The 12,896-nt window shown below is 64.1% G+C and carries 8 protein-coding genes; 4 read left to right on the top strand and 4 right to left on the bottom strand.

Going from position 1 to position 12,896, the window contains the following annotated elements:
* Positions 1-10 precede the first annotated feature (10 nt).
* The 4 genes from gyrA to Q8S60_RS09855 form a co-directional block, all read right to left on the bottom strand.
* Complete coding sequence (gyrA, locus tag Q8S60_RS09840; protein WP_370869312.1) at positions 11-2,680, bottom strand: DNA gyrase subunit A; 2,670 nt, start codon at positions 2,678-2,680, stop codon at positions 11-13.
* Between the two features lie 409 nt (positions 2,681-3,089).
* A complete protein-coding gene (locus tag Q8S60_RS09845; RefSeq protein ID WP_305277837.1) occupies positions 3,090-3,962 on the bottom strand; it encodes a hypothetical protein in 873 nt (290 codons plus the stop codon).
* Positions 3,963-3,985: 23 nt separating this feature from the next.
* A complete protein-coding gene (locus Q8S60_RS09850; RefSeq protein WP_305277839.1) occupies positions 3,986-4,462 on the bottom strand; it encodes a single-stranded DNA-binding protein in 477 nt (158 codons plus the stop codon).
* 90 nt (positions 4,463-4,552) lie between these two features.
* The gene (locus tag Q8S60_RS09855) at positions 4,553-4,819 is read right to left on the bottom strand and encodes a hypothetical protein (RefSeq protein ID WP_370867291.1); all 267 of its coding nucleotides are present in this window, start codon (positions 4,817-4,819) and stop codon (positions 4,553-4,555) included.
* Positions 4,820-5,054: 235 nt separating this feature from the next.
* On the opposite strand from Q8S60_RS09855, the gene uvrA reads away from it, so the two are divergent.
* The 4 genes from uvrA to Q8S60_RS09875 form a co-directional block, all read left to right on the top strand.
* Positions 5,055-8,090, top strand: a complete 3,036-nt coding sequence (gene uvrA, locus Q8S60_RS09860; RefSeq protein WP_305668499.1) for an excinuclease ABC subunit UvrA — start codon at positions 5,055-5,057, stop codon at positions 8,088-8,090.
* A gap of 74 nt (positions 8,091-8,164) precedes the next feature.
* Positions 8,165-10,291, top strand: coding sequence for an alkaline phosphatase (locus Q8S60_RS09865; protein ID WP_305277845.1), 2,127 nt, complete (start codon positions 8,165-8,167; stop codon positions 10,289-10,291).
* A gap of 82 nt (positions 10,292-10,373) precedes the next feature.
* The gene (locus Q8S60_RS09870) at positions 10,374-11,801 is read left to right on the top strand and encodes an amidase (RefSeq protein ID WP_305277846.1); all 1,428 of its coding nucleotides are present in this window, start codon (positions 10,374-10,376) and stop codon (positions 11,799-11,801) included.
* A 23-nt stretch (positions 11,802-11,824) separates the two neighbouring features.
* Positions 11,825-12,896, top strand: a 1,072-nt coding sequence (locus tag Q8S60_RS09875; protein WP_305668500.1) for an amidase, incomplete at its 3' end; no start/stop codon positions are given.

Here is a 12,896-nt window from a genome sequence, read left to right on the forward strand (position 1 = left end):
GTTCGCTCTCCTATTCCTCGTCCGAGCCGGTTTCCTCGACCCGCTCGACGGAGACGACGCGCTCATCCGGCGCGGTGCGGAAAATCGTGACGCCCTGCGTCGCGCGGCCCGCCGCGCGCACATCGTCCACCGGGCAGCGGATGAGCTGGCCGGCATCGGTAACGAGCATGATCTGGTCCTGCACATCGACCGGGAACGAGGCGACGAGCTTGCCGTTGCGCGGCGTGACGGCCATGGCGATGATGCCCTTGCCGCCGCGGCCCGACGTCCGGTAGTCGTAGGAAGACGAGCGCTTGCCGAAGCCCTTCTCGCTCACCGTGAGCACGAACTGCTCGCGGGCGCCGAGTTCGGAATAACGCTCGGTCGAGAGCGTCAGGTCTTCCGCAGTCTCTTCATCGCCCTCCTCCGCCTCGACGACTTCCGCTTCCGGTTCGTCGCCCTCGCCGGAGACGGCGCGGCGCATGGCGGCAGCCTGCTTGAGATAGGCGCGTGCTTCCGCCGGGGTGGCATCGACATGGCGCATGATGCTCATGGCGATGAGCCTGTCGTCCCCGCCGAGGCGGATGCCGCGCACGCCGGTCGAATTGCGGCTTGAGAAGACGCGCACCTCGGTGACGGGGAAGCGGACGCAGCGGCCATTCGCGGCGGTGAGCAGCACGTCGTCGTCTTCCGTGCATATCTGTACGCCGACGATGGCGTCATCCGCATCCTCGCCCTCGAACTTCATCGCGATCTTGCCGTTGCGGTTGATCTGCACGAAGTCCGACAGCTTGTTGCGCCGCACGCTGCCCTTGCGGGTGGCGAACATGACGTGGAGGCTGTCCCAGCTTTCCTCGTCTTCCGGCATCGGCATGACGGTGGTGATGTATTCGCCCTGGTCGAGCGGCAGGATGTTGATCATCGCCTTGCCGCGCGCCTGCGGCGTCGATTGCGGCAGACGCCAGACCTTGAGCTTGTAGACCATGCCCGTCGAGGAGAAGAACAGCATGGGCGTATGCGTATTGGCGACGAAGAGGCGGGTGACGAAATCCTCGTCCTTGGTCGACATGCCGGAACGGCCCTTGCCGCCGCGGCGCTGCGCGCGGTAGGTCGAGAGCGGCACGCGCTTGATGTAGCCCTGGTGGCTGACCGTAACGACCATGTCCTCGCGCTGGATCAGGTCCTCGTCCTCGAAATCGGTTTCGGATTCGGCGATCTCGGTGCGGCGCGGCGTCGCGAACTCGGCTCTGATCGCCGTCAGTTCCGTTCGCATGATGTCGAGAACGCGCGACCGCGAGCGCAGGATGTTGAGATAATCCTCGATCCGCTCGCCGAGACCTTTCAGTTCATCGCCGATCTCATCTCGGCCGAGCGCGGTAAGGCGCTGCAGGCGCAGCTCGAGGATGGCGCGGGCCTGTTCCTCGGACATGCGGATGGTGCCGTCTTCGCGCAACTGGTGGCGCGGATCGTCGATGAGCGCGATCAGCGGCGCGATGTCGCGCGCCGGCCAGTCCCGCTCCATCAGGCTCGCGCGCGCCGACGCCGGATCGGGCGCGGTGCGGATGAGACGGATGACTTCGTCGATATTGGCGACGGCGATGGCAAGGCCGACAAGGACATGGGCGCGGTCGCGCGCCTTGTTGAGCTCGAACTTGGTTCGCCGCGAAATCACTTCCTCGCGGAAGGCGACGAAGATCTGCAGGAACTGCTTCAGCGTCATCGTTTCCGGACGGCCGTGATCGAGCGCCAGCATGTTGCAGCCGAAGCTCTGCTGGAGCGGCGAGAAACGGTAGAGCTGATTGAGCACCACATCGGCCACGGCGTCGCGGCGAAGCTCCACCACCACGCGCATGCCGTTGCGGTCGGATTCGTCGCGGAGATCCGCGATGCCCTCGATGCGCTTCTCGCGCACGAGATCCGCAATCTTCTCCACCATCGAGGCCTTGTTCACCTGATAGGGAATCTCGGAAATGATGATCGCCTGGCGGTCTTTCCGCACCTCCTCGATCTCGACGCGGCCCCGCACCACGACCGAGCCCTTGCCGGTGTGGTAGGCCGAGCGCGCGCCCTGACGTCCGAGCATGATGCCGCCGGTCGGAAAATCGGGGGCGGGAATATGCTCGATCAATTCGTCGATGGTGATGGCCGGATTGTCGATCAGCGCGATACAGGCGTCGATCACCTCGCCGAGATTATGCGGCGGAATGTTCGTCGCCATGCCGACGGCGATGCCGTTGGCGCCGTTGACCAGAAGGTTCGGCAGTTCGGCGGGCAACACGACAGGCTCCCGCTCGGTGCCGTCGTAATTGTCCTTGAAGTCGATCGTGTTCTTGTCGATGTCGTTCAGCAGCGCATGGGCCGTCTTCGCCATGCGGACTTCGGTGTAACGCATGGCGGCCGGCGGGTCGCCGTCCACCGAGCCGAAATTGCCCTGCCCGTCGAGCAGCGGCAGGCGCATGGAGAAATCCTGCGCCATGCGCACCAGCGCGTCGTAGATCGACTGGTCGCCATGCGGATGATATTTACCGATGACGTCGCCGACGACGCGGGCGGATTTGCGGTAGGGCTTGTTCCAGTCGTAGCCGTTTTCGTTCATCGAGAAGAGAATGCGGCGGTGAACGGGCTTCAAGCCATCCCGCGCATCGGGCAGAGCGCGGCTCACGATCACGCTCATCGCGTAATCGAGATAGGAACTGCGCATCTCGTCTTCGATGGAGATCGGCGAAACGTCACGCTCCGGCGGAGGACCGCCGGCGGACGAGCCGCCCGGACCGCCGGGCGGCGGCGTGCCCGAACCGTTCAGACTGTCCATGCCGGTATCGTCGCCCGGGCCTGGCTCGTCACCCGGAATGTCGCTGTCTTGCGTATCGGACAAGTGTTTTTCTGACGTTGCGGAGCGTTGTCGCGAAGGCCCTGGAACCCGGTCGCGCAATGCCCTGAAAGGAACTGTGAAGAGGTCACCCGGCAGGCGCCGAATCCCTCTCGTTGATTGACCGGAACAGTATCAGTTCCGCCCCCTCACGGCAACTTCAAACACGCCGGACAGCGGGTTGTAACCCACTGAAACAAAAGAAAAAAATACACCCGAAGAAAGCGCTCGCGGCGCCTTCTCATTCGACGCGGAAAAGGACCGCCGTCGCATCGTCATGGCACTTGAACCGGGGGTATTCGTGGCAGTCCGGATCCTCCATCGCCTCGACGCGGCGAACCTCGGCGGCGATGGCACGGAGCCCGTCAATGGCGGCGCGGCGCACCAGCGTTGCCGGGTCCATGCGGTGATAGTCGAAGACAATGGAGCCGAAACCGTCGCTGAAGAGGAGGCCGGTGACGGGGCGCGCAAGCGGAATGTCCCAATGGCGCATATGGGACACGGCTTCCGGATCGATACCGAGAATCCAGTAGCCCTCATCCGAGTTCTGGCGGCGGCGGCTTTCGCGCAGGTAAGCCATGATGGCGGCATTGTCGAAAGGCTTTTCCCCAGGCACGAGCGCGGCGATCAGCGCCGCCGTCCGGCTCATCGCGCGCGCCTCGCGCGAGGTATGCTGCACACCGAAGACCCGCGCCTCGTCGCTGTCGTCGTCGAGAAGGATAAGGCCGCAATCCGCGAAGTTCGCGCAAACGAGTTTGTCTTCGCCTGCGTGCCCCTTGCCAACATGAACGAGCGCCATGGCCGCGCTCGGCCATTCGTGGCGTCCGTTCGGCGGACGAAGACGCTCCTGCACGAAGCGGCGCGACAGCGTCTCGATGGTGAAGCGGACAAGGCCGTGAAGATCGGCACCGTAGCGCGCGGCATTGGCGGCGAAAAGCGCACTCGCCTCATGCGCGAGCCAGTGCGCACCGGTCTCGTTGCCTATCAGCGGACCGTCGGCAACATCCGTCGCGCCGTCGATCACCCAGGCATGATCGCCCGTGTATCCGAAGGCGTCTTCATTGGCTTTGCCGGGGATGCCGGGATCGCTCAATGTCTCGACAATGCGGAGCATACGGCAACCCGGTGAAGCGAACTCTAGAACGGAATTTCGTCGTCGAGGTCCTGGCTGAAGCTGCCGCGCGAACCGCCGCCGCTGCTGCCGCCACCGAAGTCATCGGAACTGCCTCCGCCGTAGTCGCCGCCGCCGGAGGAACCGCCGCCCTTGCTGTCGAGCATGGTCAATGTCGAGTTGAAGCCCTGAAGCACGATTTCGGTTGAATATTTCTCAACGCCGGACTGGTCCGTCCACTTGCGGGTCTGGAGCGCGCCTTCGATATAAAGCTTCGCGCCCTTCTTCACATATTGCTCGATGACCTTGCAGAGACCTTCATTGAAGACGACGACGCGGTGCCACTCGGTCTTTTCGCGGCGTTCGCCCGTGTTCTTGTCGCGCCAGCTTTCCGACGTCGCGATGCGGAGGTTGGCGATCGGCCGGCCATCCTGCGTGCGGCGGATTTCAGGATCGGCGCCTACATTGCCGATCAGGATGACCTTGTTGACGCTGCCTGCCATGTTCTCGCCCTCGCCGGTTGGATGTCTCTTGCGCGGAACCTAGCCGCAGGGGCGGTCAGGAGCCAGTGCTCACGATAAAAAAGCTGTGGATCAAACGACAAGAGGAATGGCTGCAAGCAGCAAAGTCATCGCGCCGGCGATCATACCGCCAAACAACACGGTCATTCGCAGGCCATGTCTGGCCATAGCCGTTTCAAGCTCGGACTTCAGAGTGCCCATGCCAGCTCGGAAATCCTCTTTGGTAACGAGATCGGCGATGACCATGTCGCGCGCCAACTTTGCATGCTCGTCGGCCAACTGCTTGGACGCCCCGGCCGATTGGAGCCTTTCGGAATAAGTGAGCGTATCAAAGTTCAAACCCATCTGTCCCCCGCCGCCTTGAAAGTCTATTTGTTCTTATTATGTTCTCACAACGTGCAATTTGAGGCAAGATGCTTCGCGGGTTCTGCGATTCTTTTCTGTCGCGGGGCCTTGGCCCTTGAAGCCGCCCCTGCGGCCCTACATACATGAAGCCTGAGACCAAGCCACATTCCCCGCAGCGAAAGATGCGCGCAGCCCGCAAGGCAGCCGCGCCCGTGAGAGTTCCGGCCCGATGAGCACCGCCTCGAAAAAATCCGCGTCAACCAAGCATAGTGACGTGCAGAACCGCTTCATCCGCGTGCTGGGGGCGCGCGAGCACAATCTGCGCGATGTGAGCGTGGAGCTGCCGCGCGACCAGCTGATCGTCATTACCGGCCTGTCCGGTTCGGGCAAATCCTCGCTCGCCTTCGACACGATCTACGCCGAGGGCCAGCGGCGCTATGTCGAAAGCCTGTCGGCCTATGCACGGCAGTTCCTGGAGATGATGCAGAAGCCGGATGTCGACCAGATCGACGGCCTCTCGCCCGCCATCTCCATCGAGCAGAAGACGACCTCGCGCAACCCGCGCTCGACGGTCGGCACCGTCACCGAAATCCACGACTACATGCGTCTCCTCTGGGCCCGCATCGGCATTCCCTATTCGCCTGCTACGGGGCTGCCCATCGAAAGCCAGACCGTGACGCAGATGGTCGACCGGGTGATGGCGCTGCCGGAAGGCACACGGCTCTTCCTGCTGGCACCCATCGTGCGCGGCCGCAAGGGCGAGTACCGCAAGGAATTCGCCGAGCTGCAGAAGAAGGGCTTCCAGCGCGTGAAGGTGGACGGCACTTTCTACGAGATCGCGGACGTGCCCGCCCTCAACAAGAAGCTGAAGCACGACGTCGACGTCGTGGTGGACCGCATCGTCGTGCGCGGCGATCTCGACAACCGGCTGGCCGACAGCTTCGAAATCGCCCTCGATCTCGCGGATGGCATTGCCGTCATCGAGATGGCGGATGGCGCGAAGAGCGACAAGAAGGGCGAAGAGGCCGAGCGGACTATCTTTTCGTCGCGCTTCGCCTGCCCCGTCTCCGGCTTCACCATCGATGAAATCGAACCGCGGCTTTTCTCGTTCAACAATCCGTTCGGCGCCTGCCCGGAATGCGACGGGCTCGGCACCCAGTTCTATATGGACCCGGACCTCGTCGTGCCGGATCACGGACTGTCGCTGAAAAAGGGTGCGATTGCGCCCTGGTCGCGCTCGACCTCGCCCTATTACACGCAAACGCTGATGGCGCTGGCCAAGCAGTACAAATTTTCGATGACGGCGCCCTGGGCGCAACTGCCGGAAGAAGCGCAGAATGTCATTCTTTACGGTTCCGGCGACGAAGTCGTGACCTTTGCCTATGACGACGGCATGCGCTCCTACAAGACGAAGAAGCCGTTCGAGGGCGTGATCCCGAATCTGGAGCGGCGCTGGAGCGAAACAGACAGCGCCTGGGCGCGCGAGGAAATCGAGCGCTATCAGGGCATCACGGATTGCGATGCCTGCCACGGCTTCCGCCTGAAGCCCGAGGCGCTGTCGGTGAAGATCGCCAAATGCCATATCGGCGAAGTTTCGCAGATGTCGATCCGCGCGGCGGACAAATGGTTTTCCGAACTGAGCGGACACCTGACGGCGAAGCAGAACGAAATCGCCGGCCGGGTGCTGAAGGAAATTCGCGAGCGGCTGCACTTCCTCAACAATGTCGGCCTCGAATATCTGACGCTGGCACGCAACTCCGGCACGCTGTCGGGCGGCGAGAGCCAGCGCATCCGGCTCGCATCCCAGATCGGGTCGGGCCTGACGGGCGTTCTCTATGTGCTGGACGAGCCCTCCATCGGCCTCCACCAGCGCGACAATGACCGGCTGCTGGACACGCTGAAGCGGCTGCGCGATCTCGGCAATACGGTGATCGTGGTCGAACATGACGAGGACGCGATCCGCGTCGCCGATCATGTCGTGGACATGGGCCCGGGCGCGGGCGTACATGGCGGCCGCGTGGTGGCGGAGGGAACGCCCGACGACATCATGGCGAACCCGGAAAGCCTGACCGGGCAGTACCTGACGGGCTTCCTGCAGATCCCCCTGCCCGCCACGCGCCGCCCCGGCAACGGCAAATGGCTGAAGGTGACGGGCGCGAAGGAAAACAACCTGAAGGATGTGACGGCGGAAATTCCGCTCGGCACCTTCACCTGCGTCACCGGCGTTTCGGGCGGCGGCAAGTCGACGCTCCTGATCGAGACGATCTACAAGGCCGTGTCGCGGCGCCTGAACAACACGCGCGACCACCCCGGCGCCTTCGACGAGATTTTCGGGCTCGAACATCTCGACAAGATCATCGACATCGACCAGTCGCCTATCGGCCGCACGCCGCGCTCCAATCCTGCGACCTATACGGGCTCGTTCACTTTCATTCGCGACTGGTTCGCCGAACTGCCGGAGAGCCGCGCGCGCGGCTACAAGCCGGGCCGCTTCTCCATCAACGTGAAGGGCGGCCGTTGCGAGGCCTGCCAGGGCGACGGCGTCATCAAGATCGAGATGCACTTCCTGCCCGACGTCTATGTGGAATGCGACGCCTGCCACGGGCACCGCTACAACCGCGAGACGCTGGAAGTGAAGTTCAAGGACAAGTCGATCGCCGACGTGCTGGAAATGACGGTCGATGAAGCGGCGAATTTCTTCAAGGCCGTGCCGGCAGTGCGCGACAAGATGGAAATCCTGCAGCGCGTCGGCCTCGGCTATATCAAGGTCGGCCAGCAGGCGACGACGCTCTCGGGCGGCGAGGCACAGCGCATCAAACTCGCCAAGGAACTGTCGAAGCGCGCGACCGGCCGCACGATCTACATTCTCGACGAGCCGACCACGGGACTTCATTTCCACGATGTGGCGAAGCTGCTCGAAGTGCTGCACGAACTGGTCGAGAGCGGCAACACGGTGGTCGTGATCGAGCACAATCTCGAGGTCATCAAGACCGCCGACTGGATTCTCGACCTCGGACCCGAAGGCGGCGATGGCGGCGGCGAGATCGTGGCGGCCGGCACGCCGGAAGAGGTGGCAGCCGAACCGCGCTCCTATACCGGGCAATACCTGAAAGAGCTCTTCAAGCGGCGGCCGGGCAAGAGCGGAACCCGCAAGGCGAGTGCGGCGGCAAAGAGCGTGACCAGCGTCCGCAAAGCCGGTCCCATGCAAACCGCCGGTCGCGGCGCCGGGGCAAAACCGGCCGGAACACGCAAAAAGACCGGTTAGCGCCGTTCCCGCCGCCTGGCAAAGTCTCTATAACGTCCCCATGGTTTTGAGGCGAGTGTGGGGACCAAGGGCTGATGTCGGGGGTGTCGTTTAACCGGCGCGAATTTCTGAAGCTGTTTGCCGCCACGGCGGGTTGTTTCGTGGCAACCGCCGCCGCGACGCCATTCGTTCCGTCGCTTGGCACAGCCCGGGCGGCCCCCGGCGCTTTCCATTTTCCGCAAGGCCTCGCCTCGGCCGATCCCCAGCCCGATGCCGTGATGCTCTGGACCCGCGTCGAGGCGCTGGCTCCGGAAGCGGCCCTGCCGAATGGGGACGTCGATCTCTATGTGCAGGTTTCGGCCAACACCGATTTCACGCGCGTGGTCCTGCAACAAGCCGTGCGTGCGACGCGCGACGCCGACCATACGGTCCGCGTGTTCGTACGCGGCCTTGTCCCTGACACAACTTACTATTATCGCTTCTATGCAGGCGGCGACAGCTCGGCCGAACCGGGACGCACACGCACTGCGCCGCGTCCCGGCACGAAGCGCGACGTGCGCTTCGCCACCGTCAGCTGCCAGAACTACGAACAGGGATATTACGGCGCGCTCCGCCGGCTGGTGAATGACGACATTGCCGCCGCGCCCGGCGAGCAGATCGACTTCGTGCTGCATCTGGGCGACTTCATTTACGAACGCACCGGCGACGTGCCGGAGGATGAGAGACCGGCGCGGTTGATCGGCCCCCTGCCCGACGGCACGGAACCCTGGGTACCGGACGGCACGCGGCCCTGGTGGCAGAAGGGCGGACAGGCGGCGGTATCGCTCGCCGACTACCGCGCGCTCTACAAAACCTATCTCACCGATCCCGACCTGCAGGCGGCGCGCGCCCGCTTCCCCTTCGTGCACACATGGGACGACCATGAATTCACGAACGACGCCTGGCAGAGCCACGACACCTATTTCGGCGACGGCGAACCGGCGGCGAAACGGAAAGTTGCCGCTAACAAGGCATGGTTCGAATTCATCCCAGCAGTGCTGTCGCAGGCGCCGAAATTCAACGGCATCGAGCGTGCGGCCCACGACTTCCGTCATGCGCGCGTGGAGAATGGCGAGCTTGGGGAGCCCGATGACAATTACCTCTATCAGGGTACGGATAATCTGAAGGCGATATCGAGCCTGACCATCTACCGCACGCTCCGCTGGGGCGCGATGCTGGACATGGTGATAACCGATCTCCGCAGCTACCGGAGCCCGCCCGTCATCACCAAAGAGGTAAAGGCCTTTATCGCGGGGGCGCCCGTGCCACCCGTGCGCCTCGTGAAACTGCTCGATGCCGGACGCACGGCGAATGACGGCAACCCACCGGAGACGATCAGCTACGGCGGCAAGGAAATGCCGAACCCGCGCGCGAACGCGCCGCGCGGCACGCAGATGGGCCTGCCGCAGAAGGAATGGTTCAAGGCGGCGATGAAAGCCTCGACCGCAAAGTGGCGTGTCTGGGCGAATAGCGCACCGGCGCTGCAGATGCGGCTCGATTTCTCGCGCATTCCCTTTGCCGGCCTCGAAGACGGCTATGTCGGCACCGATGCCTGGCAAGGCTATCCCGGTGAACTGGCCGAGCTGATATCGTTCCTGAAGGAAGAGAAGATCGGCAATGTCGTCTCGATGGCCGGCGACTACCACGCCTTCGCTGCGGGCCGCCTGCCTGTCGATCCCGACGCGGAAAACCTGTCCTTCGCCGCCGTCGAGATCATGACCGCAGGCATCAGCTCCGGCTCGATGTATTCCGGCGCCGCCCGCGCCACGCGCAACAGCGGCTTCTTTCACCGCGCCGTGGTACTCGACGACGCGGGCACAAAGCGCGAGAACTGGAACAACACACTCGTGAACGGCCTGCGCGCAGGCATTCTCGCGAATTACTCGGCCTCGGAATATATCCACAACATGTTCCGCAACGAGCGCGCGAGCCCCGGTCTCGACTACATGGATGCCGACGGACATGGCTACACGCTCGTCACGCTGACCGAGACGGGCATGAAGGTCGAGCAGGTGAATGTCGGCGACGTGACGAAAGATGCAGGCCCGGAGGGGGCGGCGGTATTGCGGCGTGCCCGCTTTGCCGTCAAGCCTTGGGACGACGGGAACGAGCCGGCGCTCGAGGGCCCCGATTTCGAGGGCCTCCCGCCCTACCCCTGGACCACCGGAAACCACGAAGCCTGACCCTTTTCGACGGCTGACCGTTTGACGGGAGACGGTCAGCCGCTAAGCTTCTGCCGGGCGTAACGCGGGGCGGGAGAAGCGGATGAGCTTTCGGGAATACGCAGGCTATGACGGTCTCGGGCTTGCGGAGCTGGTGCACAAGGGTGAGGTGAGCGCAGCCGAGCTTGCCGAGGAAGCCATCTCGCGCATCGAAAAGCACAATCCGGCGATCAATGCGGTCATCCTCAAGCTTTACGATGTGGGCCGAGCGGCAGCGAAGGCGCCCGTGGACGGACCTTTCAAGGGCGTACCCTTCCTGCTGAAGGACGCCTTCGGCGATCTCGCCGGAACGACGACGCGCCTCGGCTCGCGCTTTCGGGCAGGCACTGCGGCGACGGAAGACGCGGCACTGGCGAAGCGCTTCAAGAAGGCGGGTCTCAGCATTCTCGGCAAGACCAACGTGCCGGAATTCACGCTGCTGCCGACGACGGAGTCGGCGCTCTACGGGCCGGCGCGCAATCCGTGGAATGTGAAACATTCGACCGGCGGCTCATCGGGCGGTTCGGCTGCGGCGGTCGCCGCCGGCATTGTTCCTTTGGCTCATGCGAACGACAGCGGCGGCTCCATCCGCATTCCGGCATCGTCCTGCGGCCTCGTCGGCCTGAAACCGACACGCGCCCGGACCTCGCTCGGACCCAACTATGGCGACGTGCTGAGCGGGCTTTGCCATGAACATGTGGTGACGCGCAGCGTGCGCGACAGCGCGGCGATGCTCGACTGCACACACGGCTACGAACCGGGTGCACCCTACGCCGCGCCGCATGTGGAGCGGCCTTTTCTCGAGGAAGCCGGACGCAAGCCCGGCAAGCTCCGCATCGCCTTCAGCAAGACGAACCCGGCGGGAAGCCCGCTTCACGCCGACTGCGTGAAAGGCGTCGAGGAGACGGCGAAGCTGCTCGCCGAGCTCGGCCACGAGGTTGTGGAAGCTGCACCCCCGCTGAAACCGGAGGAACCCGGCAGCATCTTTCTGCCGATGTGGGCCTCATGGCTCGCCTCGGAAATCGAGGGCGAAGCGCTGCTGCGTGGACGCGGGCCGAAGGAAGATGAACTCGAAGGGCTGACCTGGGGCCTCTACGAAATCGGCAAGCAGGTGAGCGCCGCTCAATACCTGATGCTGGTGAAGGAGGCACAGGCGATGACCCGGCGCGTGGCGGGCTTCATGGAAACCCACGATGTGTGGCTGACGCCGACGCTGGCATCGCCGCCCATTCCGCTCGGCCTTATCGACATCAATGAGCGCGATCCGCTGAAGGCTTTTGCGCCGGCTGTGGACTACGTGCCATTCACGCCGATCCAGAACCTGACGGGACAGCCGGCGATTTCACTGCCGCTGGCGATGTCTTCGGACGGGCTGCCCATCGGCATGATGTTCTCGGCCCGCTTCGGCGACGAGGCGACGCTGTTCCGCCTCGCGGCGCAGCTTGAGGAAGCGCGGCCCTGGAAGGACAGACATCCGGCGATCTGGAACTGACGACGACAATCGGGAGAGAGACGATGGCTTTTACGGAATATGCGGACCATGACGGACTAAGCCTCGGCGAGCTCGTGAAGAAGGGCGAGGTGACGCCGCTGGAACTGGTCGATGCCGCCATCGAGCGCACCGAGAAGCACAACGGCACGCTGAACGCGGTGGTCTATTCCGCCTTCGACGAGGCGCGGGAGGCCGCGAAAGGCAAACTGCCGGACGGACCTTTCAAGGGCGTGCCGTTTCTCATCAAGGATCTCGGCACCGAAGTGAAAGGCTGGCCACGCACCAGCGGCAGCAAATTCGTCTCGAAGATCGTCGACGACCACGACAGCGAGTTGGTGAAGCGCTTCCGCGCATCGGGCACTGTGCTGTTCGGGAAAACCAACACGCCGGAATACGGCATCACCGGCACAACGGAATCCCGCCTGCTCGGGCCTTGCCGCAATCCCTGGGACCCGAACCGTATTTCCGGCGGCTCGTCGGGCGGCGCGGCCTCGGCGGTGGGTGCCGGCATCCTGCCGCTCGCGCACGCATCGGACGGGCTCGGCTCGATCCGCATTCCGGCTGCCTGCTGCGGCCTCGTCGGCATGAAGGTGACGCGCGACCGCAACCCGCAGGGCCCGGACGATTTCGACCGCGCGATCGGCTTCAGCGTCGATCATGTCGTGAGCCGCACCGTGCGCGACAGCGCCGCGATGCTGGACGCGACCGGCTATCCCGAGCCCGCCTCGCCCTATGCGCCGCCGCCGAAAGAACGGCCCTATATGGAGGAGATCACGAAGAGCCCGGGCAAGCTGAAGATCGCCTGGTCGAGCGAGACGCCGGGCGGCAAGCCCATCCATCCAGAGATTCAAGCGGCGCTGGAGAAGACGGCCGATTTGCTCGCGAAGCTCGGCCACACCGTGATGCCGCGCGGCCTCGGCATCGATTATCGCCAGCTCTACCGCGCGCAAGGCGCCGTTTCGGGCTCGAACTTCGCGGCGGGCATGCTGCGGCGGTTCGAGACGATGGGCCGCGAGCCGGAACAGGACGAGCTGGAGCCGCTGACCTGGGCGGGCTTCAAGAACGGCAGCAAGCTCACCGGCGCCCAGGCCATGT

Source organism: Parvibaculum sp., from assembly GCF_030694575.1.
Lineage (GTDB): Bacteria > Pseudomonadota > Alphaproteobacteria > Parvibaculales > Parvibaculaceae > Parvibaculum.

What these genes read in the sequence shown, in the direction of transcription:
- Q8S60_RS09850 (WP_305277839.1), bottom strand. Translation starts at nt 4,462, where the DNA reads ATGGCAGGCAGCGTCAACAAGGTCATCCTGATCGGCAATGTAGGCGCC.
- Q8S60_RS09865 (WP_305277845.1), top strand. Translation starts at nt 8,165, where the DNA reads ATGTCGGGGGTGTCGTTTAACCGGCGCGAATTTCTGAAGCTGTTTGCC.
- uvrA (WP_305668499.1), top strand. Translation starts at nt 5,055, where the DNA reads ATGAGCACCGCCTCGAAAAAATCCGCGTCAACCAAGCATAGTGACGTG.
- gyrA (WP_370869312.1), bottom strand. Translation starts at nt 2,680, where the DNA reads ATGCGCAGTTCCTATCTCGATTACGCGATGAGCGTGATCGTGAGCCGC.
- Q8S60_RS09845 (WP_305277837.1), bottom strand. Translation starts at nt 3,962, where the DNA reads ATGCTCCGCATTGTCGAGACATTGAGCGATCCCGGCATCCCCGGCAAA.
- Q8S60_RS09870 (WP_305277846.1), top strand. Translation starts at nt 10,374, where the DNA reads ATGAGCTTTCGGGAATACGCAGGCTATGACGGTCTCGGGCTTGCGGAG.